Below are 24,899 nucleotides of genomic sequence, written 5' to 3'. Positions count from 1 at the left end.
TAATAAATCTAAATACCCGTTTATAGTTCACTTGTTGTCCAGGTAAAACTAAAAGGATTTAGTCATGTGAAATACAGAACTAAATCCTTTGGATAGCCTATTTGTCTATCTTTTTGGGGTCAGTATAAAATCCTCCCCTAACAATAAATTATTATTTTACAACTTTTATTACAAATATTGTGTTTTTAATCATTAAATATAAGCCAACTATCTATTTTATCTTTCGGTTTTTCCCAACTTGCAATAACACGTATTCCTTTCATTTCTGTACTGGAAATACCTAATTTTCCTCCTTTTCCTAATAAATATAATGTATATTGCGAATCAGTATTTGCTTCATAAGAACCCTTGATAAATTTTTCATCTGTACTAACTTTCCAAGCATCTAATCTAGGAATACTAATTTTTATATCTGTTTTTTGAGCAGCTATATCCAATGATATTTCTCCTTCTTTAATTTCCCTTATGCTTACTTCTTTATTTTCTTTTAAATCTATTTCCCCTGACTTTGCTATGATTCCATCTTTAGATACTACAAAAACAATAGCTTTGTCTTGTTTTTCTTTGACTAGATCTTTTGGAAAATAAAATTTTTCTCCATTTGTTCTATTCAAAATACATTTTTTCCCCATCGCAATACCCACTGTATCTATTTTTTCTTTTGTTTCATTTTTTACTGTAAATGCAACATCAATATCATCACTATTTCTGTTCATGTAAAAGAATAAACCACAAATGCACAGTGCTATAACCGGTACTAATAAAGCAATCTTCCTTTTCATCTTAACACCTCCCTTATAGCTGACTTTTCAATAATATAATTCTTATGTGCTACTTTTTCAAAGTCCTTATCATGACTTACAACTACGATCGTCTTACCTTCATCATTTAATCTAATAAGTGTATCGATTACAATTTTTTTATTCTCATAATCAAGAGAACCTGTCGGTTCATCCGCCAACATAATTTCAAACGGTTTTATCATATTTCTTGCAAGGGCTACCCTTTGCTGTTCTCCACCTGAAAGTTCATAAACCTTCGATTTTAATTTGTCTGAAATGCCCATTTTATTCAAGGCAGCTTCTATAAGATTTTTCTTATTTTTTTCTTGATTGTATTTGGCAGCAAGCATCATATTTTCCTCAACCGTCATTTTTTCCACCAAAGCAAAATTTTGAAATAAATAAGCAATTTTTTCTCTGCGTAATAGCTCTCCTACTTTAGGATCTTTTATAGGATCTCGATTTGAAAAACAGGTTACACTACCACTATCATAATTTTCTAATGTCCCAATTATATTCAAAAGTGTTGTTTTTCCTCCTCCACTTTTCCCAAAGATACAAACAAAATCTCCTTTATAAATATCCAAACTAATATTTTCCAAAATACTGTGTTCCCCATATTTCTTAGAGACATTTCTTAAGGTTATTTGCAATTCCTTTTCTTTTTGCATTTAATACCCCTCCTTTAACCTAAGTACAATGCTTCTTTCACTTTTCTTTAGTTGTAAAATTTCTATGCCAAAACATATAAGGCTTCCACAAATACCTATTATTAAACTAATCAAAAGTTTAGACATACTCCAACCATCTCTTGGTATAAACAGTCCAACATCACTTATTACTCCTGTTACCATAATAACCATAAATAAAATAATAATACTTATGATATAACCAACGATATTTTCAATAATTTTCTTATGATGTATATCAAAAAATCCATATCCCAACAACCTAGAAACATCTATTCGTTGTCCATGATTATAAAAATATGTTTCTTTATCTATTTTTAATAACGTTGCTAAAATAACAATAGATAAGACAAGACCAATAACATATATACTTGCCTCCATCTTATATTCGTCTATTCTTGAAACTATATCATCGTAGACTGAGCTGATATAGAGTATAAACGGCTCAGATTCTGTTTCTTCAATTATGTCCTTCAAACTCTCGTATCCTCTACTAGGCTCTTTGACATATGGATGTAGCTGCCCATTTACTAAAGATGATAGTTTGATTCCATAATCTGGGAGTAATTCTTTCCCATTTACTGCTACCAAAACATAATTTTTCAAGTTTGCTTCATCAATTCTTTTGCCACTATCAAAAGAAAATACACTTTGATTATCTTTCAGCCTTACATATGTTTCTGTAATTGTACCTTGTTTTTTTATATTTTGAAAAATATGATCTTCATGAATTTTTTCTTTGTCAAATTCAGTAATTTTAACATCTTCTGGAACAAAAACAATCCACTCATTTTCATGTATTTTATATTGTTCTATTTTATTCGTATCTTTATCTAAGAGATTAGCAATATGTAAATAATTTTTATTTACATAGGCATAATTGCCTTGAAACGGTTGTTGATTTAGATACTCCTCATCATCATTCATTCCCTCTTTTCTAACGTTTGGGGCATTAAATAATATTGCTCCACTATCGTCCAAACTATTCCATAAATTATTCATCTTTGGAATAACAATCTCATGGAACTTATCATCATCTTTTTCATAACTCCAAGACCATGCACAAGCCATATTTGCATAATATTTTGAGCTTTCCCAAGTTGGAATGTATTGTTTCATACTCGAGTAATCAGCGAGTCCTAAAATACTTACAATTGCTAAATAAAGAACCATAACAATCGACCCTGTTTTTATAAGAAAAGAACTTCTATGATAACTTCTTCTATAACCTTTCAATAAGGTAATAACATTAATTCCTTTTAATTTGAGATAAATCAATATAAACTCTATTGATATTAGCCCCCCTATTATAAAAGCAACTAAAATAAGTATTGTTTTCATTGATATCATAAATCCTAAAATATCACTAGGAGCAACTAAATATTCTATAATTCCAATCGTCAGTACAAGTCCCACTATTGCTGGTATTGCAAGAATATTTAAAACCTTAGAAATAGCTAAAGTTAATTTGTCGTATCCTAGTAAAATTGATATCGATAATTCCTTTGAAAGCATCCCATTATAAATAATTAGACAAAAGACAGTAGCTACAAATATAATAAAAACCGTAAGCATATATAGATATGCTTGTTTCTGTGTGAATTCACTAGAAACAGTATAATCCGGATTAACCACGACCTCTGTTTTTAATTTTTCATTTTGATTTATTTCTTCAATAAACTTATTAATATTTACTTCCGTACCTCTTACATGATAATCCCCATTAACTTTTTCCTTGCTGACGTTTTCAAAAGGAATTAAGCTTATATCTTTTGACGTGAGTAAACTCATTGATTTTACATTCTCAAAATCATTCAATTTGTCTTTGCTATCAGCAATAGATATATCTCTAAAAGATTTCTTGAACCATTCAGAATCATTTAGATGAATGTAAATCTTTATTTTCTGTTTATCAAATCTACTATTCTTAGGAATATATTCTTCCTTTATGAAGCTTAAATCATTTTTATTGGCGATTTTCTGCAATTCAATTATTGTTTTATCAGCTATTTCTGGCTTTGTTACAATGTTTACAGTAGTATTAAACTCTTTTAAGAATATATTTAAAAACATACCGTCTGAATAGAAAAACTTTCCTATACCAATCACTATAATTAGTAAAATTGCCAGTATACCCACTGTTTTTTTCATTCTGCATCATCTCCAACTTTATAAAAATAACGAGTATGAGTAATGCCACAATACTAAAATAACAACGTGGCACCGCTCAAACTCGTTCAACTATTTTTATTTATTGTTATTTAACATCAGCCCAAGCTCTATTACCACTTGAAGCTTTTTCCCAAGAAGCTTCTGCTCTACTTCCAGCTCTTGTCCAACCCGAATAAGAGAATTGACCACCAGCGCCTTGTACTGTAGTTTTATGTGTTTTATTATTGTGATCGTATTTAGACCAAACATAGACACTACCTACACCATGTCTCCATTTTCCACCTAAAAAACTTTTCCATCCGCTATCATAACTGAACAACCTTGGCAGAGTATAATCTTCTTCAAATACTTCCACCTCATAACCAAGACCTTCAACATATGGTAAGTTTGTTTTTTCTGCTGCAAATGCTGGTACGAATGATACTAACATAAAACCTGTTAATAATACTAATGACAATGATTTTTTCATGATAAAATTCTCCTCTCTCAAATACTTAAACTTTTTGTAAAATTTTTCTTCCGAATAAAGTTTTCAAAAACTCTACTCAATCTCCGTTCCTATACCTATGAGAATTATTATAATTCATAAAACTCCACCTCCATTTTATATATTTATAATCACAGATGATGATTCAAATTAATAATTCCATTCAAATATAAAAGAGCTATCCTTATTTATATTATAGAATAGCTCTTTGCTTTATACTTAACGGTATCTTTAAATAATTCTTGCGTTTTCTTTGCGATTTAATTTAATATATATGGAAGTATTACTTTAGCACAAACTCTTTTATTCTCCTCTCCAATTTCAAAATTTCCACCCAAGTGTTTTACAATGTCACTTACAATTGTAAGTCCAAGTCCCGATCCATTATTGCTTATTCGTCTTGATAAATTTCCCCTATAAAACTTTGAAGTAACCATATTCCAATTCACATTTAAATTTGGAGAAACATCGTTTATAACACTTATTTTTAACATTCCATTAATTTCCTCAACCTTTATATTTATGCTTGTTCCTTTCACAGAATAATTAACTGCATTTGTAATCAGATTCTCCATTATTCTAAGTAAAAGTTGTGGTTCCGTTTTAATCTTACTGTTTTCCAAATTTAAAAACTCCAAAATTAAAAGATGATCTTTTATAGATAAACTTTTTTCTTCTTCCCACTGGCTAAAAAAAATTTTTATATCTACATCCGTTAAATTTAGTGGAATTTCATTTAAATTGAATTTTAAATATGAAAAAAAATCTTCACTTAAACGATTTAAATATTTTATGTTCTCATATATAACATCAACAAACTTATTTTTTTGTTCTTCAGAAAGATTTTTTTCGTCTTTTAATAGTGTTATATAACCTATCATATTCGCAAGAGGAGTTTTTATATCATGAGCTAAATACGTTAGCAGATCTGTTTTTTCTTTATATACCAGTTCATACTCCTTTTCAAGTTCTTTATTGTAATTATGAAGTTCTATAAACAAATCTCGTTCCTTTGATAATGACTCATGAAATGGTATTAAATCTTTATCTTCACTTTTAAGATAATTCAGTCCAGACTCAAAATATTGATTATATACATAAAACCTTTTTTCCTGTATTATAAATGTCCCTATCAATATAGCAACAGCCCCTAGTAAAAGTATTATATATTTACCTATTTCAAAATAAAAGGAAGCAAATTTATCTAATGGCAATTCTGGATCTACACTGTCAACAAAAGAATTATCCATTATTTTGTAAATAATGAAAAATAGGATTGTACTTAAAAATATCCATAGTATTTGATAAATAATACCTTCCACAAAAAAACGGTTTTTCTTACCCATTGATTTTATACCCCACTCCCCAAACAGTTAATATGACTGATTTTAACCCAATCTTTTCAAACTTACTTCTAATTCTTCTTACATGAACCATAACTGGATTAACTTCATTTTCTAGCACCTTATCACCCCATATTTTATAGTGTATATCATCCATATTATACACTTTACCAGGTTCTTCCATAAGCAACCACAAAATATCAAATTCTTTTGGTGTTAGTTCAATCTCTATATTACCATAGTAAACTTTATGTGTTTTAATGCTAATCTTTAAATTATTAACTTCTCTATCACAATTAATTGTATTTACAATATTTTTTGTAAATACATAATTTCTTCTAAAATGAGAATTAATTCTCGCAATCAATTCAGATGGTTCAAACGGTTTTACGATATAGTCATCTGCACCTATATTCAATCCTTGCACTCTATGAATAGGATCTTCTAAGGCAGTAAGCATAATGATTGGCATAGTGGACGTTTCTCTTATCTTTTTGCATATTTCAAATCCATTTATATCAGGAAGTAAAATATCCAATAATATCAAGTCATATTTATTTTTTTCAAATTCCTCTAACGCCTCTTTTCCAGTATGAAAAATGCTGATTTCCCAATTCTCTGATATTAAATACATCCTTATAAGCTCTGCTAAGTTAGTATCATCTTCTACAAGCATTATTTTCATTTCAGTCATTCATTTCCACCCTCCTTAAAACTACATACATCATTTGGAGTACATTCCAATGCATTACATATTTTTGCCAAATTTTTAAATGTGATTGGCTTATTTTTTCCCATCTGTGCCATGACATTAGTTGTAATCTGTGTAATAACAATAACTTCTGTTTTCTTTAATCCCTTTTTGGCGAGTTGTATCCACAAGGGTTTATAATTTAATGCTATGCCGTTTCCTCTTTTCTTTAGATATAATTTTTATGTGTATTATACCATAACCATTGGGTACACTCAATTTTTATTTGAGGATTAATTTTGTTCTGAAATTTTAATTATACCGTCATATATTCATTTTGATAATTAAATAGTAAATATTATATGATTAGTATCCATTTAGTCTGAACCATCTCTTCTGATAAAATTAACATATCTACTGTATTTGATAAATATATTCAATACATCAATCTACGTGATTATAAAATTCATTTTATGATCTCGTAGAAGTGCACCAACAACCAAAGGGCGCTAGCCTTCAAATTTTCCTCACAAAATGTGTCCAAAATATTGACAGAATTCCAATATCGAGCATTTTTTAGATCTATCCAATCCAACAGTCACGAAACTATTAAAATCGATGGAAAAAGAAAGATGGATACTTCGGAAATTCGACCAATCTGATTTGAGAAAAAAATTGATTGGATTAACAGAAAAATCATTTATGCTACTATCAACCGAAAATAAGTAATTCCAAGCAAGTTCGAATAAAAGCCTAGTCAATTTAAAATACCAAATAACACCCTATATATTAGTGTCTTTTTAGAGGCTACTAGATTATTTATTTATCAAAGTGATATCATTTAAAAAATACATAGCTTGTATAACTGTTACATATTATCTATATATTCTATCTACTTCTAGTCCACAAACATATAAAAAAGAGGCATTTAAGCCTCTTTTGTTCTCCTTCAAACACTCTGTCACTGTCCATTTACTGTCCAATATAATGTAATATTATTGAATATCGTTATTTTTTTTGAACTCTAAAGCCTTTAAAATCAAGATTTCTAATGATATCAAGACCTAAAGAATCTTAAATTAAGTCTTGCATATTCATCATAGCAATCACATTCCTTCCAACTTCTGAAATTTACAGTTCATTATACCATTTTTTAGACGCTTGGAAAAGCCTTGGACACATTGTCATGAAAAGCTCCCTTCTCTCTAGATTGATTTTGATCATTCTCCTAGAAAATGAGAGAGACCCTTCTCGAGCCTCTCTTAGAAAATAATAAAATGTATTAGGATAAAATCATGGAAGCGACAATTGGACTAATGAAAACATACAAAATTCCTGTGATCCCTATTGCCAATCCTGCCATAGCACCAGCCACATGACCATACTTAAATGCCGTCCCTGTTCCTACTGCATGTCCTGTTCCGCCAAGGGCTAAACCAATAGCTACTGGATCTTTTATTTTTAACAGTTTCAATATCGTTGGACCCAAGACACTTGTTAATAATCCAGTTGCTACAACTACCACAAGAGTGATGGTCGTAATTCCTTGCATTTTTTCAGTAATTCCAACTGCCATGGCAGTGGTAACCGATTTTGGAAAGAGCGAAATGGCTAGAAAGTACTTCATTCCAAATGCTTTCGCGATCAAGGCTGTAAAAATGGTATTCACAACAACTGCCAATGTCGAGCCGACTAGAATACTCCGTACATGATGCTTCATCAAATGGAAACTTTTATAGAGAGGAATCCCCAAGGCAACTGTTGATGGGCCAATCAACTGATTTAACAGGGAACCACCGACATAGTAATCTTTATAAGAAATTCCTGTCATCAGTAAGAATGAAATCACGATTACTGTGGCCACTAAAAGTGGCGTTGTTATTGGATGGGGATACCTGCGGAAAATTAACATCCCAATCAAATAAGCCCAAATAGATAAGACAATCCCAAATAAAGGATTACTCACAAAATTAGCCATGCTTGCGTCCCCCTTCTGGATAATCACCCTCCAAACGATTTTTTATAAAACTAACCACGATTGCAATTAAAACTACATTGATGACCAAGGCTCCAAGTAGAATCAACATGATTGGAAACAGATAAGGTGCAATCACATGAAACTTATCCATAATACCGACAGCAGGGGGAAGAAATAGGATCGTCATATTGGCTAATAAAAAATTTCCCACCATATTTACATGGCGCATGCGCAAGAGCTTAAATTGCAGTAATAAAAACAAGATCAACAACCCGATCATACTTCCAGGAATTGGTAAGCGCAAGCCTTCAGAAATGATTTCACCAATTAAAGAAATCGTAAAAATAATCGTCAGTTGAACATATAATTTCATCTCCATCTCCCTTTTTATATCATGTCCAGTAAAGATTCAGATCCTTTTGCCTCTATTGACTTAAAAGTAACCATCCACTTGTCCCCTATCAGTTTACTATTTTTCAGAAAATTTGCAAGTATATTTCTAAATATTATCACTCCTTTTTCAAATTGCTAGTTGTTATTTTGATCCCTACCATCCATTTTATGATACAATGAAAGCAAAAACGGTTCAGCTACCAAGAAAGGAGCTACATGACTCACTATCACACCATTGTCATCGGTGGTGGTCCGGCAGGTATGATGGCGACCATTGCCAGCGCCTCTTATGGCCAAGCCACCCTTCTCATCGAAAAAAATAAAAAGCTGGGTAAGAAACTCGCTGGTACCGGAGGAGGCCGCTGTAATGTTACGAATAACGGGACCTTAGACGATTTGATGGCTGGTATCCCTGGAAATGGCCGTTTCCTTTACAGTGTGTTTTCTCAATTTGATAATCATGATATCATCCAATTTTTCACCGATAATGGCGTCAAGCTAAAAGTCGAAGATCATGGCCGGGTCTTTCCTGCTAGTGATCAATCTCGCACCATTATTCAAGCCTTAGAAAATAAGATCCTTGAGCTAGGTGCTATCATGGCTACCAACTGCGAAGTGGTCTCCGTCACCAAACCAGAAGACGTCTTTATCGTCAAGTCTGCTGAAAAAACTTGGACAGCTGACAAGCTGATTGTCACAACTGGGGGCAAATCCTATCCTTCTACCGGCTCTACTGGCTACGGACACGAAATTGCCCGCCACTTCAAACACACCATCACCGATCTCGAAGCGGCAGAAAGTCCTCTTTTGACAGACTTCCCACATAAGGCCCTCCAAGGGATCTCTCTGACAGATGTGACTCTTAGCTATGACAAGCACATGATCACCCATGACCTGCTCTTTACGCATTTCGGTCTTTCTGGCCCTGCAGCCCTTCGGATGTCTAGCTTTGTCAAAGGTGGGGAAATCTTAACTTTAGATCTCCTTCCAACCACTTCTTCTCAAGAGTTAAAATATTTTCTAGAAGAACATCGAGAAAAGTCCATTAAAAATAGCCTCAAAACCCTTCTTCCTGAACGGTTAGCTGATTTCTTGGTGCAAGGATTCCCTGAAAAAGCCAAGCAACTCACTCCTCCTCAGACAGAAGAGATCATTCAAAAAATCAAAGAGATGCCTATTCCTGTCACTGGGAAGATGTCTCTAGCTAAGTCCTTTGTAACCAAGGGCGGCGTTAGCCTCAAAGAAATCAATCCTAAAACCCTAGAAAGTAAGCTGGTTCCTGGCCTCCACTTTGCCGGAGAAGTCCTCGATATCAATGCTCATACAGGTGGCTTTAATATCACATCTGCCCTCTGTACCGGTTGGGTCGCAGGAAGTCTTCATTACTGATAAATCATTCTCCATACTTTTTTCTCCACCTATTGAAACAAAATTTTGAAAAAATCTTTACAAGTTAGTATTTACTTGATAGAATGGATTGGTATAAAATTTATAAAGGAGATTATTAGAATCATGGATTTTGATTTTAGTGTTAAACTCATGACTGAGTTTTTCGGTACGGCATTGCTACTGATCCTCGGAAACGGTGCTGTTGCAAACGTTGAATTAAAAGGAACTAAAGGTCATCAAAGTGGATGGCTTGTCATTGCGATCGGGTACGGAATGGGTGTTATGATGCCAGCCTTGATGTTTGGTAATGTTTCAGGAAACCACATTAACCCTGCCTTTACTCTTGGACTTGCGGTTAGCGGGCTCTTCCCATGGGCAAATGTTTTACCATACATCGCCGCTCAACTTCTTGGAGCTATGTTTGGACAATTGGTTGTCGTTGTAAGTCACCGTCCATATTATCTCCAGACTGAAAATCCTAACAACATCTTAGGAACATTCTCAACGATTTCTAGTTTGGATAAAGGAACTCCTGAATCACGTAAAGCTGCTACCATCAATGGTTTTATCAACGAATTTGCAGGATCTTTCGTACTTTTCTTTTGTGCACTTGGTTTAACCAAGAATTTCTTCGGAGCAGAGGTTGCTGGTCTAGCTCAAAAAGCTGCGGCTGAACAAGGAGGAGTCTTTAATGCTACTTCAACAGCAGCCAAATTGGCTTTATCACAAGCACATGCTTCAGGACTAGGTATTGCCCACTTGGCTCTTGGCTTCCTTGTTATGGCTCTTGTTACGTCACTCGGTGGTCCTACTGGACCTGGTTTGAACCCTGCACGTGACTTTGGTCCTCGTTTGGTTCACGCCTTCCTTCCAAAGTCTGTCTTAGGAGAGCACAAGGGTGATTCTAAATGGTGGTATGCTTGGGTACCCGTTTTAGCCCCTATTCTTGCTGCTATCTTAGCTGTACTATTGTTCAAAGTTATCTATCTTGGATAATCTAACTACTAAAAAACGAACTCGATTTCCCATCGAGTTCGTCTTTTTATTGTTCTTTGGTTAATGAAAAACGGAAATCATTGTATTTGGTATAGTCAAATTCTGTATTGAGATCCGTTGTGAAAACAATCGGTGTATAGTGTCCGTCTTCCAAGATAAAACCAGGTTCAAATCGGAAGTTTGCTCCACCTAAACCTGTGATCCCAGGGAGTAAGGCATCAGCCCCATCAAAGCCTTCAACATTCCAATAGTAGATATTGCCTGTTGCTTGGACGGCTCTTGCTGTATAGGTCGCTGTTCGAGTCGGTTCGCTATCATTTTTGAAGCTTACCACTGTTGTTACATCCCCATTGGCATCCACTGTCATTTTAATCGCATCCGCTTGTGGACTAGATCCTACCCAAGTTCCCACCAGTTCTGCAGGGACAGTAGCAGAAGCATTCTCGGTCTTACTAGAGTCTTTTGTAGCTGTCTCGCTACTGGCTTGCGTTGAAGAGCTAGCTGCATCGTTTGCCTGAGCAGAAGATGCTGTACTCTTTTTGCTATTACTTTTGGCTTTTTTCTCTACCTTACTGGTAGATGCTTTTGCGGATGAGGAAGCTGTCTTTTTATCCTTAGCACCACAACCACCGAGAGCTAGACCAAGTGAAGCAGCCACCAGAGCAGCGGCACTCCAACGGAAGATTGATTTTTTCATACGATCACCTCTTTATCTTTCTGCCTCCCATTATACTCCGATTGTTACAAAAATCAAGTTTTTTTTGTAACAATCGTAATTTTTTTGTAACATATTTTTCCATTTAAAATACCAATCGTAATAGAGCGATAAAGACAATTCCAAACAAAACGGTTCCCATAAGATTTTTGTAACGAAAGGCTACAAAGAAGCTAGGAATGGTCACCATGAGGTCCAACCAGTGGAACTGTGGGAGGCTTCCCATTTTCCCGTCTACTAAACTCGATAAAACCAAGGCAAAGATAATGGAAATGGGCAAGTATTTGAGAAAGCGGGTCACAGGAGCCGGTAGTCCCTTGTATTTGACTAAGAGGAAGGGTAAGATCCGAGGAATCCAGGTAACGAGGGCTGAGGCCAGAATGGCCATGAAGATAGAACTATTCACGCGCATCACAAACTACCCCCACAAAACAGCCGATCAAGGTCGCAGCTAGCACAGCAAGCGGTTGCGAAACAAAAAAGAGGAAAAGAAAGAAACTCACTGCTACTGCTAAGAGCACCATTAGCATGGTCTTGGTTTTTTCTGTCAGTTGCATTCCTTGGAACTGGGCTGCAAAAATCCCAATAAACATAGCCACTAAGGCAAAATCAAGCCCAAAAGCCTTTGGATCAGGTAGGAGAGATCCCAGAGCTGTTCCGATAACCGTCGCACTGATCCAAGCCACATAGCCTACTAGATTGTTCCCATGCATCCAAGGAACTGTAATGGTATCCGTCTTTAACTTCTCACTCAAGTAAACCCCATAACTCTCATCGGTCAAGAGGCTTCCAATCCCAATGGTATGAGCAAGACTCGCATCCTTAAAATCAGAGGACGTATGCAGACTCATCAACATATTCCGGAGATTGATCAAACACACGGTCAAGGCCATATTCAAGATCGAAGAGTGGGCCGCAATCAGAGAGATCATCGCAAACTGAGCCGCCCCAGCATAGACTAGAATACTCATCAAGGCCATCTCCAAAGGAGAAAGATAGGGAGACGCCACCACACCACAAGCCAGGCCAATACTGATATAGCCTAGAGCTGTCGGCAGCGCGTCCCTCACCCCCTGCCAAAAATATTTTTCCATACTCTTACTCCTTTCTGAATCGTTGACCTCTATTATAGCACAAGAAAAAAGCTTGAAAAAGGACCGATGATAAACTCCAACTACTCCTACTACACTTAATGCTTAACTCTTAATTTGCTTTCCAATTGTATATGATAGATAAAATAGTAAGTGTCACAAAAACGATCATAAAAATGATGTAGAGAACGAGAAAGAGAAGAGCTAACTTTTTATACAGTTTATCTTTATTACAAAAACGTTCAACATAGGACTCTTCTGGATTTTGAGGATTATACCAGACAGTCATGGTAGATCCTTTAGGAAAGGCTTCTTCTAAAACGTTTGTATAGGATACCATTGAGTTTCTAGAAATCACTAAATTTTCACTTAAAAGATCCAGTGTATCAGCTACCGCCTTTCGACTCATCCAAGGGGCAGATTTCACTACGGTCCAACGATATTCTAATTGTCTCTTATATGCTATTCCATCAACAATATATTCTACAATTGGTGGAATCACCTGTTTTGCGTATGCATACCCAACAACTATACCATCAACCCGTTCTGTTGCTAGATTTTTCCTTCTTGCAAAACGCATAGAAATGTAAGAGTAGATGAAGAAAGCAGTTAGGAAATAGATCGACCCGCCCCCTATTGCAAAAAGAAATATAATATATAATGGCATCTTTCTACCTCCTATTTTAAAGAATTTTAATAGCTGTCAAATCTTTCTTACTCACTATTTCCCCACTTCTTGAGATATGATCTCTATCATATCATTCCATTTATGAAGTTGGTAATCAAATTTAAACATAAATATCACTAAAAAACTAATGAGCAAAAAGAGGACTGCAATGGTTTCATTGCCAATCACAAACAAAAGAATCGCGGCTACGGTTAGAAGTCTAAAAAGATTAAGGATACAGGTGAAGTACACCCTCCGTCTCTTCAAGGACCTGATCAACTTTTTGCTTTGATCCTCTTCTAACTTGGATGGCTGTAATTTCAGACTCGCATGGTAATATCGAATGATCCACGCAGCAAGAAAGTAGGAGAAGACACCTAAAATTGGAATCGTTCCAAGTCGTACCAACTGATTGTCAAATAGTCTAGCTTCCGCTAATCCATCCGAAATTTTGTGGATAAGAAATAATGTGACTGGAAGCAGTAGATAAGACCAGTTAGTAGGAGAAGATGTTTCTTCTAGTAAAACTTTTTCCTCCCAATCAAAATGGTAATTCTTGTTCTCCCATATTCCTAAATTAATCATTGTTGGCATAATAATCTCTTTTTCATTCTCCTTGTATGTTTTCTAAAAATTCTCTCAGTACCAATTTGAAATAGGTTTACCGTTATAATACTTTTGAATCTCGTCGAACTGAGAGATTTTCGTATCCTTATTTTCTATACTCAGTTCTTTAGGTAGGTAAGCATGATCGTACACAGAAGAACCTAATTTAAGAAATTCTGATTCAAGATCTATCAGTTCTTTTCCATTCGTAATGGCACCATTCTCAGAATTGATCACTTTATACGCAAAACCTTCTGGTTTTGAAAAGAGGTTAAATGCTGTCGGATAAGACGCTCTTAAATTGATATCCCCTTTGAAAGATTTTTCCTTCCAAAAATAATTATCAAACGGAAGAACTCCAGCAGTGTAACCCTCAAGGGTAGAAATTGAGAGATACACTCTATTTTTCTCATTTACTTCTTCTTCCGTTATTTCCTTATCAATTTTAAGGGTTTTAAGATTAAGCAAAAAATAACGTGGCTGAGTTTGCTTCCTAATTTCAATGATAGCGTAGTCCTTCCCATTCATTTTTCGAAGAGTCGGGAAAGGACTATAGAGCTCAAAATCATCATTTTTTACATACTCCACCATCATCTTCCAAAGATCGACTTCCTTTCGTTTCGCCTTACTCCCTGTTAAATCATAGATTTCTAAATGGGCGTATTCATCTGACTTCATTTTTTTCGATGGAATAATACCTCTTACTCTGTTTCTTTTCCTAACCAAATAATTAGAGTTCACCTCAACCCAATCTGATGAATCGGGAGACTGTAAAGATTTCTTCCGTTCTTTTTCATCAAACTTCCATTCGACCACAAGCCCATTTTTATTATGGATAAATTGAAAGTCTTTAATATCAGATTTCGCATTATAGACCGAGAATTCGTAGGAATCTTTATCCTTGTCACTTTTTTCAATTTTCTTTTGTGATTCGCATCCTGCAGCCAGTAGCAAACAGACCGCAAAGATAAGCATCGTGCCAATTCTATATTTAGATCTCTTTTCTTTTTTCATCTCTATTCTCTCTTCCACCTCAGTTTTATTCACTCTATCATACCGAATTTTCTTTCGACTCGCAAATCCGCTACTAGTTGGTGAGATCTCAGTAAAAAAGCCATTGGACCTTGCACATCCAATTGGCTCCTTTTTCTTATTCAATTCCTTCAAAGGCCAAGCTTGGTTTGGCATTGAGGTCCCAGCCTGCAAAGTTTTCTTTGTTCCATTCACTAACACTGGCATAGGCAATCATCCCTGCATTGTCCCCGCAGAGACGCAGAGGCGGAATGATGACCTTGACATCTGTGATGTCAGAAGCCAAGCGTTCACGGAGACCTTGGTTGGCTGCGACTCCACCCGCAACGACTAGAGTCTTGACTGGATATTTCTCCAAAGCCTTCTTGGTCTTGGCCATGAGAATGTCTAAGACGGCTGCTTGGAAACTCGCTGACAGGTCCGCATTAGAGAGACTTTCTCCTTTTTGCTCGGCATTATGGTGCAGATTGATAAAGGCTGATTTGAGCCCTGAAAAAGAGAATTCCAGATTGTCTTCCTTGATCATAGCCCGTGGGAAATCATAGATATCAGCCCCTTGGTGGGCCAGCTGATCAATCTCACGTCCTGCTGGATAGGTCAAGCCCATCACGCGCCCGACCTTGTCATAAGCTTCTCCGACAGCATCATCACGGGTCTCTCCGACGATCTTATAATCACCAGCTTCACTGACGTATACTAGCTCGGTATGTCCTCCACTCACCAGCAAGGCTAAGAGCGGAAATTCTAAGGGCTCCACGCTTTGAGCGGCCATCAAGTGCCCTGCCATATGATTGACAGGAATCAAAGGAAGACCGTGCGCCCAGGCAAAGGCCTTGGCTGCAGCCAGGCCGACTAACAGAGCCCCAACCAGTCCTGGACCGTAGGTGACAGCCACAGCTGAGACATCAGCTTCTGTGATGTCGGCTTCTTCCAGAGCTTCTTCAATACAAGCGGTGATGACTTCCACATGGTGACGAGAGGCTACCTCAGGCACTACCCCACCAAAACGCTTGTGACTTTCGATTTGACTGGCAATGACATTGGACAAGAGTTGGTCGTCATTTTTCAAGACAGCCACGCTGGTCTCATCACAAGATGTCTCAAAAGCCAAAATATATCTATCTTTCATTCGGGTTCCTCTTCATGATCACGGCATCCTCTACGGGATCGTGATAGTAGTTTTTCCTCCGTGCAATTTCTTCAAAGTGCATTTTTTTGTATAGGCCTTGGGCCGGTTGATTGGACTGGCGCACTTCCAAGAAAATCTCTTTTTGGTCCGGCAACTGCGCGAGTAACTGCTGGGCTAGGCCTTGCCCCTGAAAGGCAGGCTTGACCGCAATCTGCAAAACCTCTGCTTCATAGAGAGTCTCTTGAATGGCGACAAACCCAAGGACTTGCCGCTCCTCATCCAGAGCTATGAAATAAGTACTTGATGCCTGCTCTAAATCGGCTTGGATCTGCTCCAACTTCCAGGGGCTGTGGCCATAGACATCTTCCATCACAGCAAGAATGGCGGCTGCATCCTGAATTCGTCCCTTTTTGATTTCTACTTTGATCATAGACGCTTGATGTAGGAGGTCGTTGTTTCCTTGTGGTCTTTGAGCCAATTTTCCTCTGCTTCGACCCGTTTGAGATAATTGGGGACAAAATCATGGAGGCTAGCAGGTACTTGTTTGAGGCCGAGACGTCCGATTTTCACTGCATCTGGCAGCGTTTCAGAGCAAGTAGCACTTGGGAGGCTAGAGGCAATCTGCTCCTTAAAAGCCGTGACCTCTCCGACAAAGGTGACCTGCTCACTCGTTGCTGCACGCTCTAAGACCTCTTCAAACGGAAAATGCCCTTCAGGTGCGACCAGCTGATCATTTTGATAAAAACCCGCATAAACGTTGTTCCGACGGGCATCCATGACAGGCACTACTAAACCTTCTAGACCATCTGGCACTAGGGCTAAGAGGCTCGAAACCCCGACCAATTCAATCCCTAAGGTATGAGCCAAGGTCTTTGCGGTTGCGACCGCAATGCGCAGTCCAGTATAGCTCCCAGGGCCTTCTGCCACCACGATGCGGTCCAACTCCTTGGGTGTCAAGTCGATTTGTTGCATCAAAAGATCGATGACCGGCATCAAGGTGATACTATGATTCTTTTTAATAGTTAATGTTGTTTCTGCAAGTAGAGTCTCATCTTCTAAAATCGCTACAGAAAGAGCCTTACTCGAGGTATCAAATGCTAATAATTTCATTTCCTACTCCTCTTGAACTGCATTATATTATACTACAAATTCCCTTCAAATCCCAGCGAAACTCTCCTTTAGAGAGGAGGATTTTCATATCCAAAACAGCTCAAAAGCTTACCTATTATAGGACTTTGTCTCTCCGTCTTTTCCAGTCTACCTTTTACTTACAGGTGAATTTATGATATAATGATAATTAATTGTATCGAATCAGGTCTGCTAGTTGCGAGTCGGAAACTCTAGTGATTGCACTCCTTCGCAACCAATAAAATGGACCGAAATAACGAAAGGAAAATTACTTCATGATTTACAAAGTTTTTTATCAGAAAACAAAAGAACGAAACCCTCGTCGCGAAACGACACATGCACTTTATCTTGATATTGATGCACCAAACGAACGCGAAGGACGCATCCAAGCACGTCAATTGGTTGAACAAAACACTGATTTCAACATTGAATTTATCACACCACTTTCTGAGCAACACCTTGCTTACGAGAAAGAGTCAGGTGCCTTTGAACTAACGGAGTACTAATCCATGGCTTATACCTTAAAACCTGAAGAAGTTGGTGTATTTGCCATTGGTGGACTTGGAGAAATCGGGAAAAATACCTACGGGATCGAATACCAAGATGAAATTATCATTGTCGATGCTGGGATCAAATTTCCAGAAGATGACCTCCTTGGGATCGACTATGTGATCCCTGATTACTCTTATATCGTTGATAATATCGATCGTGTCAAAGCGGTCCTCATTACCCACGGACACGAAGACCACATCGGTGGGATTCCTTTCCTGTTGAAACAAGCCAATGTCCCTATCTATGCTGGGCCTTTAGCGCTTGCCTTGATCCGTGGAAAATTAGAAGAGCATGGCCTTCTTCGCGATGCTAAACTCTACGAAATCAACCAAAACACTGAGCTTCAATTTAAAAATCTTAAAGCAACCTTCTTCCGTACGACCCACTCGATTCCAGAACCATTGGGGATTGTGATTCACACCCCTCAAGGAAAGATTGTCTGTACCGGAGACTTCAAATTTGACTTTACACCTGTTGGTGAACCAGCCGACCTCCATCGGATGGCGGCCCTTGGGGAAGAAGGCGTTCTCTGTCTGCTCTCAGACTCAACCAACGCGGAAATCCCAACCTTCACCAACTCTGAAAAAGTAGTTGGCCAATCCATCCTGAAGATCATCGAAGGCATCCATGGACGTATCATCTTTGCTTCCTTTGCGTCGAATATCTTCCGTCTCCAACAAGCGGCGGAGGCTGCTGTCAAGACTGGTCGTAAGATCGTGGTCTTTGGACGCTCGATGGAAAAAGCCATTGTCAATGGAATTGAGCTTGGCTACATCAAGGTCCCTGCTGGAACCATTATCGAGCCAAATGAGATCAAAGACTATGCGGCTAATGAAATCCTGATCATGTGTACAGGAAGCCAAGGAGAGCCGATGGCAGCCCTCTCTCGGATCGCCAACGGAACCCACCGCCAAGTGCAACTCCAACCAGGAGATACCGTTATCTTCTCATCTAGTCCGATTCCTGGGAATACAACCAGTGTGAACAAATTGATCAATACGATTTCTGAAGCGGGTGTCGATGTCATTCACGGGAAGATCAACAACATCCATACATCTGGACACGGGGGGCAACAAGAACAAAAACTCATGCTCCGCTTGATCAAACCAAAATACTTCATGCCTGTCCATGGTGAATACCGGATGCAGAAGATCCACGCAGGACTTGCGCGTGATTGCGGAGTAGAAAAAGACAATATCTTCATCATGAGTAACGGTGATGTCCTCGCCCTTACAGCCAACTCTGCTCGTATTGCAGGAAGCTTTAATGCCCAAGACATCTATGTCGATGGAAACCGCATCGGTGAAATCGGAGCTGCCGTTCTCCGTGACCGGAGAGACTTATCTGAAGACGGTGTCGTGCTTGCTGTTGCAACCGTTGACTTCAAGTCAAAAATGATTTTAGCTGGACCAGATATTCTCAGCCGCGGCTTCATCTACATGCGTGAATCAGGGGATTTGATCCGTGAAAGCCAACGCATCCTCTTCAATGCCATTCGGATCGCCCTGAAGAACAAGGATGCCAATATCCAAACTGTTAACGGTGCGATTGTCAATGCCCTTCGCCCATTTCTATACGAAAGTACGGAACGTGAACCCATCATTATTCCAATGATTCTCACACCAGATGACGAAAATTAAAAAATAACCAGTTGAGAAACCTATCTCAACTGGTTTTATTCTTGCATTTTGAAGAGCAAAGAAGAGGCTAGGACAAAAGTCCTAGTCTCTTAATTGTTTTTGGATTGTCGAGCAAGACGCAGTGGTTGAGTGGGCTTTACTACGCTGATTTCATCAGCTTTACAGCCCTACTCAACTGTGCGGAGGTAGGACGACGAAATCGAATTCTAACGAATTACCGATTTCTGTCCCACTCTCTTTGCTCTTGTTTCTTAATAAAGATCTAGATAGTTGTCTACTTCCCATTGAGATACGAAGGTAGCGTAGCTTGCCCATTCAATTCGTTTGGCTTCAAGGAAGCTGGTGTAGATGTGCTCACCCAAGGCGGCTTTTACCACATCATCTTCAGTCAAGGCTTTCAAGGCATTGTGAAGGGTAGAAGGTAGATCTGTAATTCCAGCTGCTCTGCGTTCTTCCGGTGTCATTACATAGATATTTTCTTCGATCGGAGCAGGTGCTTCGATTTTGTTTTCAATACCGTGAAGGCCGACTTCAAGCAAGACTGCCAAGGCAATGTATGGATTAGCCATTGGGTCTACGGAACGCAATTCCAAACGGGTTCCCATCCCACGTGAAGCTGGTACACGAACCAATGGGGAACGGTTGCGTCCTGCCCAAGCAATGTAAACAGGTGCTTCATATCCTGGAACCAAACGTTTGTAGGAGTTGACAGTTGGGTTGGTCACAGCTGTAAAGTTGTAGGCATGTTTAATCAAACCACCTAAGAAGTGATAAGCGGTTTCTGACAATTGCATTCCTCGAGGATCTTCTGGATCAAAGAAAGCATTCTTGCCATCTTGGTCAAAGAGAGACATATTACAGTGCATACCTGATCCAGCAATTCCAAATTTAGGTTTAGCCATAAAGGTTGCATACAAACCATGTTTACGAGCGATGGTTTTTACAACAAGTTTAAAGATTTGGATCTTATCACAAGCACGCAACACTTCATCGTATTTGAAGTCAATTTCATGCTGACCAACGGCCACTTCGTGGTGACTGGCTTCTACTTCAAAGCCCATCTTGGTCAAGACATTTACGATTTCACGACGAGTATTGTCTGCAAGATCTGTTGGAGCCAAGTCAAAATAGCCACCTTTGTCGTTTACTTCAAGAGTCGGATCTCCATTTTCGTCCAACTTGAAGAGGAAGAATTCAGGTTCTGGACCAAGGTTAAAGGACTTGAATCCAAGCTCTTCCATATGACGAAGGGCCCGTTTCAAATTACCACGTGGGTCTCCTGCAAATGGCTCCCCTTCTGTCGTATAGACATCACAGATCAAGCCAGCTACGCTACCATTTTCATCTCCCCAAGGGAAGACTGTCCATGTATCCAAATCTGGGTACAGATACATGTCTGACTCGTTGATGCGGACAAATCCTTCGATAGAGGAACCATCAAACATAGCCTTGTTTGACAGAACCTTATCCAGTTGCTCATCGGTAGCTGGAATTTCGACGTTCTTCATGGTTCCCAAAATATCTGAAAACATCAAGCGAATAAAAGTAACATTTTTTTCTTTCACTTCACGGCGAATATCTGCAGCAGTAATTGACATTTTTGTCTCCTTAAAATAGATTACAAGCTTATGAAATGATCAACGAAATTGACCATATGGCGATGGGGAAGATGTGAAGCGACTCTGTTGAACAATATCACGATGAAGAGCCTTACGAATCTCTTCTTGGCTAACCACCTTGTTTTGCACTTGCTCTTTTTCCGCATATCTCTTCTTGATATCCGCAATATTTAAGCCATCTGAGATATAATCTTTAATCTCCAACAGGCGATCCATATTGTCCAATGAATACATGCGACGATTGCCTTCCGTTCGATCAGGAGAAATTAACCCTTGATCTTCATAATAACGAATCTGGCGAGCTGTCAAGTCGGTCAGCTTCATAACACTTCCAATCGGAAAGACTGCCAGCGAGCGTCGTAATTCCTTTTCCTTCATACCATTCCTCTTTCTATTCTATTATATCGAAAAAAAAATCTATGTCAAGATTAAATGTTACATAATCTCACATAGGTTTTTTGTACTTCTTAAGAAGGTCACGAATGCGATCCACATCTGAATTAACCAAAATCGCAACGAAGACTCCGATAAAGGTTTCAAAGATGCGGGCAAAAACATATAGGAAAGTTTCTCCTGTCGGAATCGAGAGAGTAATAATCAACATGGCTGAAACACCACCGATGATTCCAGCTTTGTTGTTCATAGCGACATTGGTCATAATGGTTAACATGGTCGCAATGGGCACAAAAATCAGGGTTACCCAAAAAGCATTGTGGAAGAGGATCTTAATCATAAAGAACAGCAGAGCATAAAAACCACCGATGCTGTTGCCCATGACACGCGAAGCTCCGAAGTGAACACTCTTATCAAAATCTTCTCTCAAACTAAAGACAGCTGTCAGTGCCCCAATCTGCAAGCCCCGCCAGCCAAAGATCCCAAAAATCAATAGAACCAGAAAAACGGCTATCCCTGTTTTGAAGGTTCGCATTCCCAATCGAAATTTGGAACGGTCAAATTTATGTCGTTTAAAGTAATCCATTGTCCCCTATCTTTCTATCTCTTTTATTCTAACATATTTCCAGAAAGGTTCAAGCAGGGAAATGAAGATCGACTAGCTTCCTTCTACTCTACAAAGTCATCTTAAAAACTTTCCTTAGGTGAGTACGGACGTCAGCGGACTTCGAAGAAGTTCCATGACTTAGTTTTGAACCTAAAGTTTCAAAACTCCCGAGTCCTTGAAACAAATGTTTCAAGCACTTTTCTCACGGCGGAAAGTTTCTGGATTTTCTTGATTAATTTCAAAAATGAAATCACATTTTATTTCGATACAGAATCACTTATCTTATATAAAAATTAGTTTGTATACATTCTAAAAAAAGCACCTTTCGGTGCTTCTTCTATGGTTCATGAGGAACCGTCTTATTTTTCAGTCAAGGCTGCAAGTCCTGGAAGAACTTTACCTTCAAGAAGTTCCATTGAAGCTCCACCACCGCGTCACAAATACCTACACTAACACAAAAAGGTGACAGAGCCACCTTTTTGTTAACGTTTCAGTTTTGTTCCTTTTTCTACAAAATCAGGATTTTGTAGAGACTAACGGGCTGAAATTATTTTTCTGTAAGTGCAGCCAAACCTGGCAATACTTTACCTTCAAGGAGTTCCATTGAAGCGCCTCCGCCCGTACTAATCCATGAGAACTTGTCTGCACGTCCAAGGTTGATCGCTGCGGCAGCTGAGTCACCACCACCGATGATTGATTTAACACCTGGTTGTTTCACGATAGCGTCCATCACACCGATTGTACCAGCTTGGAAGTCAGGGTTTTCAAATACACCCATTGGTCCATTCCATACAACTGTTTTAGCACCAGTCAAAGCTTCGTCAAATTTAGCGATAGATTTAGGACCGATATCCAAACCAAGGAATCCTGGGTCTACTGCTTCACCTTCAGTGTCTTTCACTTCAGTGTAGTCAGCAAATGCGTTCGCTTCTTTTGAGTCAACTGGCAAGATCAATTTGCCGTTTGCTTTTTCAAGAAGAGCTTTAGCCACATCCAATTTATCTTCTTCTACAAGTGAGTTACCGATTTCGATCCCTTGTGCTTTGTAGAATGTGTAAGTCATCCCACCACCGATAAGAACTTTATCAGCTTTTTCAAGCAAGTTTTCAATCACACCGATCTTGTCTGAAACTTTTGAACCACCAAGGATAGCCACGAATGGACGTTCTGGAGCTTCAACTGCTTCTTGGATGTAAGCAATTTCGTTTTCAAGAAGGAATCCAGCAACTGCTTTTTCAACGTTTGCTGAGATACCAACGTTTGAAGCGTGCGCACGGTGAGCTGTACCGAATGCATCGTTTACGAAGATACCATCTCCAAGTGATGCCCAGTATTTACCAAGTTCAGGATCGTTTTTAGATTCTTTCTTGCCATCAACATCTTCATAACGAGTGTTTTCAACCAAGAGAACTTGTCCATCTTCAAGAGCGTTAATCGCTGCTTCCAATTCAGCACCACGAGTAACACCTGGAAGGAATGTAACTTCTTGACCCAATTTAGCAGCCAAGTCAGCAGCTACAGGAGCAAGTGATTTACCTTCTTTATCTGCTTCTTCTTTCACACGTCCAAGGTGAGAGAAAAGAATTGCACGTCCACCTTGTTCAAGGATGTACTTGATAGTTGGAAGAGCTGCAGTGATACGGTTGTCGTTAGTAATCACGCCATCTTTTACAGGTACGTTGAAGTCAACACGAACGAGAACTTTTTTCCCTTTCAAGTCAACGTCTTTAACAGTCAATTTTGCCATTGGATATGACTCCTTCTATTTTTTATACATGATAATTATATCACAAAAGATGTAAAAGAGGTAGAAAAACCCAATGCTTTTCCCCTCTAATTGACAGTCCAGTCCAGAGAATCCATAATAGATTTAAAAAAGGAGATCAAGTTGAAACAAGAATGATCTAGTCAACAAAAGGAGCCGATCATCAGCTTCAGTCGAAACCCAGACCATTCTCTCTGGATGCGCTTATTCGTTCTCGCACTTTGTCAATTTTCTATAGCGGGCTTGGGAGCTAGCGTCATCCTGATCTATCGTCAGGAAGGTATACAGAAATATGGATTAGTCGGAAAAGAAATCTTCCCAACACTCCTTCAAACAGCCCTGATTGCCTTACCTCTTCTTATTTTTCTCATGGCTTCAGGCCAGGTACACTCCTATCTTCCTTTTCAATCCATCCTCCTAACTAAAGAAGTCTTAGCCAGTCCCTTCCCCATCAATTTCTTAGGTTATCTCTTCATTTCTCTTATATGGGGATTCTGGGAAGGCTTTTATTATGTCTTAATTGCCCAAAAGATCAACCTCCGCTATCCTCGGGGATGTGGAATCTTGGAGCCTTTGTTTGCACCTTGATCTGCTTGCTCGTCCACGGGATGATCGGCCTTGACTCCTTGTCACTCCTTCAAGAAGCGACTGTGTTCATTCTAATTTATGGAATGCTCCAAGTTCATAGACGTACAGAAAATGCTTGGGGCTGTATTCTGATCTTTTTCTTCCTTTGGAATGCCTTTTAAGATTGTTTAAACAAAATCAAACCTCTCTTGACAAGTACAGGAGAGGTCTTAATATTTTAGTCAGTCCATCCAAAGGATCATCACTAGAGTATACTTCTTTCTATCCAGGAACCTCCTTGTTAGAAGAATCCCTTCTCACCTTTTAGGAACATGCTCTATACTTGTCTTTGTTGGAACTAGTTTTGAAACTCCCACCTTCAGTAGAGTAGGATCCGCTCTGTAGAAGCACATTTCCTTCATCTGTATTGAAAAGCTCTAAGCAAGAATACGAAAATCTAATCGATTC

28 protein-coding genes are annotated in these 24,899 nt (G+C 38.4%); 6 read left to right on the top strand and 22 right to left on the bottom strand.

Annotation, left to right across the window (positions count from 1 at the left end):
- Window positions 1-185 precede the first annotated feature (185 nt).
- The 7 genes from QM830_RS08330 to QM830_RS08300 all read right to left on the bottom strand — a co-directional run bounded on the left by QM830_RS08330 (window position 186) and on the right by QM830_RS08300 (window position 6,376).
- Window positions 186-782: a hypothetical protein gene (locus QM830_RS08330; RefSeq protein WP_049489286.1), complete on the bottom strand. Its 597-nt coding sequence runs from the start codon at window positions 780-782 to the stop codon at window positions 186-188.
- Window positions 779-1,453: an ATP-binding cassette domain-containing protein gene (locus QM830_RS08325; RefSeq protein ID WP_045613439.1), complete on the bottom strand. Its 675-nt coding sequence runs from the start codon at window positions 1,451-1,453 to the stop codon at window positions 779-781. Before QM830_RS08325 ends, QM830_RS08330 begins: the two co-directional genes overlap by 4 nt.
- Window positions 1,454-3,622, bottom strand: a complete 2,169-nt coding sequence (locus QM830_RS08320; RefSeq protein WP_049489287.1) for a membrane protein — start codon at window positions 3,620-3,622, stop codon at window positions 1,454-1,456.
- 106 nt (window positions 3,623-3,728) lie between these two features.
- The gene (locus QM830_RS08315; RefSeq protein WP_070586690.1) at window positions 3,729-4,112 is read right to left on the bottom strand and encodes a lactococcin 972 family bacteriocin; all 384 of its coding nucleotides are present in this window, start codon (window positions 4,110-4,112) and stop codon (window positions 3,729-3,731) included.
- 278 nt (window positions 4,113-4,390) lie between these two features.
- The gene (locus QM830_RS08310; protein ID WP_070586693.1) at window positions 4,391-5,476 is read right to left on the bottom strand and encodes a sensor histidine kinase; all 1,086 of its coding nucleotides are present in this window, start codon (window positions 5,474-5,476) and stop codon (window positions 4,391-4,393) included.
- The gene (locus QM830_RS08305; protein ID WP_065426928.1) at window positions 5,469-6,167 is read right to left on the bottom strand and encodes a response regulator transcription factor; all 699 of its coding nucleotides are present in this window, start codon (window positions 6,165-6,167) and stop codon (window positions 5,469-5,471) included. Before QM830_RS08305 ends, QM830_RS08310 begins: the two co-directional genes overlap by 8 nt.
- Window positions 6,164-6,376, bottom strand: coding sequence for a helix-turn-helix domain-containing protein (locus QM830_RS08300; RefSeq protein WP_049489289.1), 213 nt, complete (start codon window positions 6,374-6,376; stop codon window positions 6,164-6,166). Before QM830_RS08300 ends, QM830_RS08305 begins: the two co-directional genes overlap by 4 nt.
- A 352-nt stretch (window positions 6,377-6,728) precedes the next feature.
- Here QM830_RS08300 and QM830_RS08295 point away from each other — a divergent pair, with 352 nt between their 5' ends.
- Window positions 6,729-6,893, top strand: coding sequence for a MarR family transcriptional regulator (locus tag QM830_RS08295; RefSeq protein ID WP_141751547.1), 165 nt, complete (start codon window positions 6,729-6,731; stop codon window positions 6,891-6,893).
- 553 nt (window positions 6,894-7,446) lie between these two features.
- On the opposite strand, the gene QM830_RS08290 is transcribed toward QM830_RS08295, so the two are convergent.
- Window positions 7,447-8,142: an LrgB family protein gene (locus QM830_RS08290; RefSeq protein WP_414326457.1), complete on the bottom strand. Its 696-nt coding sequence runs from the start codon at window positions 8,140-8,142 to the stop codon at window positions 7,447-7,449.
- Window positions 8,135-8,515: a CidA/LrgA family protein gene (locus tag QM830_RS08285; protein ID WP_414326455.1), complete on the bottom strand. Its 381-nt coding sequence runs from the start codon at window positions 8,513-8,515 to the stop codon at window positions 8,135-8,137. Before QM830_RS08285 ends, QM830_RS08290 begins: the two co-directional genes overlap by 8 nt.
- A gap of 236 nt (window positions 8,516-8,751) precedes the next feature.
- On the opposite strand from QM830_RS08285, the gene QM830_RS08280 reads away from it, so the two are divergent.
- The gene (locus QM830_RS08280) at window positions 8,752-9,924 is read left to right on the top strand and encodes an NAD(P)/FAD-dependent oxidoreductase (protein WP_414326453.1); all 1,173 of its coding nucleotides are present in this window, start codon (window positions 8,752-8,754) and stop codon (window positions 9,922-9,924) included.
- Window positions 9,925-10,047: 123 nt separating this feature from the next.
- Complete coding sequence (gene gla / locus QM830_RS08275) at window positions 10,048-10,920, top strand: aquaglyceroporin Gla (protein WP_009731729.1); 873 nt, start codon at window positions 10,048-10,050, stop codon at window positions 10,918-10,920.
- A 46-nt stretch (window positions 10,921-10,966) separates the two neighbouring features.
- On the opposite strand, the gene QM830_RS08270 is transcribed toward gla, so the two are convergent.
- From QM830_RS08270 to tsaB, 9 genes are all read right to left on the bottom strand, one after another.
- Window positions 10,967-11,617 carry a hypothetical protein gene (locus QM830_RS08270; RefSeq protein ID WP_414326451.1) on the bottom strand — a complete coding sequence of 217 codons (651 nt, stop codon included), beginning with the start codon at window positions 11,615-11,617 and terminating at the stop codon, window positions 10,967-10,969.
- A 103-nt stretch (window positions 11,618-11,720) separates the two neighbouring features.
- The gene (locus QM830_RS08265; RefSeq protein ID WP_414326449.1) at window positions 11,721-12,047 is read right to left on the bottom strand and encodes an AzlD domain-containing protein; all 327 of its coding nucleotides are present in this window, start codon (window positions 12,045-12,047) and stop codon (window positions 11,721-11,723) included.
- Window positions 12,034-12,729, bottom strand: coding sequence for an AzlC family ABC transporter permease (locus QM830_RS08260; protein ID WP_414326447.1), 696 nt, complete (start codon window positions 12,727-12,729; stop codon window positions 12,034-12,036). The genes QM830_RS08265 and QM830_RS08260 overlap by 14 nt, the downstream gene beginning before the upstream one ends.
- A gap of 109 nt (window positions 12,730-12,838) precedes the next feature.
- Window positions 12,839-13,393 carry a DUF3592 domain-containing protein gene (locus tag QM830_RS08255; protein ID WP_414326446.1) on the bottom strand — a complete coding sequence of 185 codons (555 nt, stop codon included), beginning with the start codon at window positions 13,391-13,393 and terminating at the stop codon, window positions 12,839-12,841.
- A gap of 54 nt (window positions 13,394-13,447) precedes the next feature.
- Window positions 13,448-13,987 (bottom strand): hypothetical protein, encoded by a 540-nt coding sequence (locus QM830_RS08250; protein ID WP_414326444.1) that lies wholly within the window; start codon window positions 13,985-13,987, stop codon window positions 13,448-13,450.
- 45 nt (window positions 13,988-14,032) lie between these two features.
- Complete coding sequence (locus tag QM830_RS08245) at window positions 14,033-15,238, bottom strand: hypothetical protein (protein WP_414326442.1); 1,206 nt, start codon at window positions 15,236-15,238, stop codon at window positions 14,033-14,035.
- Window positions 15,150-16,160, bottom strand: coding sequence for a tRNA (adenosine(37)-N6)-threonylcarbamoyltransferase complex transferase subunit TsaD (gene tsaD, locus QM830_RS08240; protein ID WP_414326440.1), 1,011 nt, complete (start codon window positions 16,158-16,160; stop codon window positions 15,150-15,152). Before tsaD ends, QM830_RS08245 begins: the two co-directional genes overlap by 89 nt.
- Entirely contained in the window at window positions 16,150-16,590 is a 441-nt protein-coding gene (gene rimI / locus QM830_RS08235; protein ID WP_414326526.1) for a ribosomal protein S18-alanine N-acetyltransferase, read from the bottom strand. The genes tsaD and rimI overlap by 11 nt, the downstream gene beginning before the upstream one ends.
- Window positions 16,587-17,270, bottom strand: a complete 684-nt coding sequence (gene tsaB, locus QM830_RS08230; RefSeq protein ID WP_414326439.1) for a tRNA (adenosine(37)-N6)-threonylcarbamoyltransferase complex dimerization subunit type 1 TsaB — start codon at window positions 17,268-17,270, stop codon at window positions 16,587-16,589. The genes rimI and tsaB overlap by 4 nt, the downstream gene beginning before the upstream one ends.
- Window positions 17,271-17,563: 293 nt before the next feature.
- On the opposite strand from tsaB, the gene QM830_RS08225 reads away from it, so the two are divergent.
- Together QM830_RS08225 and rnjA are read left to right on the top strand one after the other, a co-directional pair.
- Complete coding sequence (locus QM830_RS08225; protein WP_414326437.1) at window positions 17,564-17,794, top strand: DNA-directed RNA polymerase subunit epsilon; 231 nt, start codon at window positions 17,564-17,566, stop codon at window positions 17,792-17,794.
- Window positions 17,795-17,797: 3 nt separating this feature from the next.
- Window positions 17,798-19,480, top strand: coding sequence for a ribonuclease J1 (gene rnjA, locus QM830_RS08220; RefSeq protein WP_414326436.1), 1,683 nt, complete (start codon window positions 17,798-17,800; stop codon window positions 19,478-19,480).
- 251 nt (window positions 19,481-19,731) lie between these two features.
- Here rnjA and glnA read toward each other — a convergent pair whose 3' ends face one another.
- The 4 genes from glnA to QM830_RS08200 form a co-directional block, all read right to left on the bottom strand.
- A complete protein-coding gene (gene glnA / locus QM830_RS08215) occupies window positions 19,732-21,078 on the bottom strand; it encodes a type I glutamate--ammonia ligase (RefSeq protein WP_009731741.1) in 1,347 nt (448 codons plus the stop codon).
- Window positions 21,079-21,117: 39 nt separating this feature from the next.
- Entirely contained in the window at window positions 21,118-21,477 is a 360-nt protein-coding gene (locus QM830_RS08210) for a MerR family transcriptional regulator (RefSeq protein WP_414326433.1), read from the bottom strand.
- 67 nt (window positions 21,478-21,544) lie between these two features.
- Entirely contained in the window at window positions 21,545-22,078 is a 534-nt protein-coding gene (locus QM830_RS08205) for an FUSC family protein (RefSeq protein WP_009731743.1), read from the bottom strand.
- A gap of 568 nt (window positions 22,079-22,646) precedes the next feature.
- A complete protein-coding gene (locus tag QM830_RS08200; protein WP_006151517.1) occupies window positions 22,647-23,846 on the bottom strand; it encodes a phosphoglycerate kinase in 1,200 nt (399 codons plus the stop codon).
- Window positions 23,847-24,062: 216 nt separating this feature from the next.
- Here QM830_RS08200 and QM830_RS08195 point away from each other — a divergent pair, with 216 nt between their 5' ends.
- The gene (locus QM830_RS08195) at window positions 24,063-24,452 is read left to right on the top strand and encodes a hypothetical protein (RefSeq protein WP_414326432.1); all 390 of its coding nucleotides are present in this window, start codon (window positions 24,063-24,065) and stop codon (window positions 24,450-24,452) included.
- Window positions 24,453-24,899: the final 447 nt, after the last annotated feature.

Source organism: Streptococcus sp. OMI750 (genome assembly GCF_047463895.1).
Classification (GTDB): Bacteria; Bacillota; Bacilli; order Lactobacillales; family Streptococcaceae; genus Streptococcus.
The sequence above is the reverse complement of the archived record's forward strand: the minus strand, read 5'-3'. Positions and strand labels throughout refer to the sequence as shown.

Excerpts from the sequence above, each read along its gene's own strand:
- rimI (WP_414326526.1), bottom strand. The coding sequence starts at position 16,590 with ATGATCAAAGTAGAAATCAAAAAGGGACGAATTCAGGATGCAGCCGCC.
- tsaB (WP_414326439.1), bottom strand. The coding sequence starts at position 17,270 with ATGAAATTATTAGCATTTGATACCTCGAGTAAGGCTCTTTCTGTAGCG.
- QM830_RS08250 (WP_414326444.1), bottom strand. The coding sequence starts at position 13,987 with ATGCCAACAATGATTAATTTAGGAATATGGGAGAACAAGAATTACCAT.
- glnA (WP_009731741.1), bottom strand. The coding sequence starts at position 21,078 with ATGTCAATTACTGCTGCAGATATTCGCCGTGAAGTGAAAGAAAAAAAT.
- QM830_RS08290 (WP_414326457.1), bottom strand. The coding sequence starts at position 8,142 with ATGGCTAATTTTGTGAGTAATCCTTTATTTGGGATTGTCTTATCTATT.
- QM830_RS08260 (WP_414326447.1), bottom strand. The coding sequence starts at position 12,729 with ATGGAAAAATATTTTTGGCAGGGGGTGAGGGACGCGCTGCCGACAGCT.
- QM830_RS08245 (WP_414326442.1), bottom strand. The coding sequence starts at position 15,238 with ATGCCAGTGTTAGTGAATGGAACAAAGAAAACTTTGCAGGCTGGGACC.
- QM830_RS08255 (WP_414326446.1), bottom strand. The coding sequence starts at position 13,393 with ATGCCATTATATATTATATTTCTTTTTGCAATAGGGGGCGGGTCGATC.
- QM830_RS08285 (WP_414326455.1), bottom strand. The coding sequence starts at position 8,515 with ATGAAATTATATGTTCAACTGACGATTATTTTTACGATTTCTTTAATT.
- QM830_RS08225 (WP_414326437.1), top strand. The coding sequence starts at position 17,564 with ATGATTTACAAAGTTTTTTATCAGAAAACAAAAGAACGAAACCCTCGT.
- QM830_RS08270 (WP_414326451.1), bottom strand. The coding sequence starts at position 11,617 with ATGAAAAAATCAATCTTCCGTTGGAGTGCCGCTGCTCTGGTGGCTGCT.
- tsaD (WP_414326440.1), bottom strand. The coding sequence starts at position 16,160 with ATGAAAGATAGATATATTTTGGCTTTTGAGACATCTTGTGATGAGACC.
- QM830_RS08320 (WP_049489287.1), bottom strand. The coding sequence starts at position 3,622 with ATGAAAAAAACAGTGGGTATACTGGCAATTTTACTAATTATAGTGATT.
- QM830_RS08310 (WP_070586693.1), bottom strand. The coding sequence starts at position 5,476 with ATGGGTAAGAAAAACCGTTTTTTTGTGGAAGGTATTATTTATCAAATA.
- gla (WP_009731729.1), top strand. The coding sequence starts at position 10,048 with ATGGATTTTGATTTTAGTGTTAAACTCATGACTGAGTTTTTCGGTACG.
- QM830_RS08280 (WP_414326453.1), top strand. The coding sequence starts at position 8,752 with ATGACTCACTATCACACCATTGTCATCGGTGGTGGTCCGGCAGGTATG.
- QM830_RS08195 (WP_414326432.1), top strand. The coding sequence starts at position 24,063 with ATGCGCTTATTCGTTCTCGCACTTTGTCAATTTTCTATAGCGGGCTTG.
- QM830_RS08205 (WP_009731743.1), bottom strand. The coding sequence starts at position 22,078 with ATGGATTACTTTAAACGACATAAATTTGACCGTTCCAAATTTCGATTG.
- QM830_RS08200 (WP_006151517.1), bottom strand. The coding sequence starts at position 23,846 with ATGGCAAAATTGACTGTTAAAGACGTTGACTTGAAAGGGAAAAAAGTT.
- QM830_RS08265 (WP_414326449.1), bottom strand. The coding sequence starts at position 12,047 with ATGCGCGTGAATAGTTCTATCTTCATGGCCATTCTGGCCTCAGCCCTC.
- QM830_RS08330 (WP_049489286.1), bottom strand. The coding sequence starts at position 782 with ATGAAAAGGAAGATTGCTTTATTAGTACCGGTTATAGCACTGTGCATT.
- QM830_RS08305 (WP_065426928.1), bottom strand. The coding sequence starts at position 6,167 with ATGACTGAAATGAAAATAATGCTTGTAGAAGATGATACTAACTTAGCA.
- QM830_RS08325 (WP_045613439.1), bottom strand. The coding sequence starts at position 1,453 with ATGCAAAAAGAAAAGGAATTGCAAATAACCTTAAGAAATGTCTCTAAG.
- QM830_RS08315 (WP_070586690.1), bottom strand. The coding sequence starts at position 4,112 with ATGAAAAAATCATTGTCATTAGTATTATTAACAGGTTTTATGTTAGTA.
- rnjA (WP_414326436.1), top strand. The coding sequence starts at position 17,798 with ATGGCTTATACCTTAAAACCTGAAGAAGTTGGTGTATTTGCCATTGGT.
- QM830_RS08210 (WP_414326433.1), bottom strand. The coding sequence starts at position 21,477 with ATGAAGGAAAAGGAATTACGACGCTCGCTGGCAGTCTTTCCGATTGGA.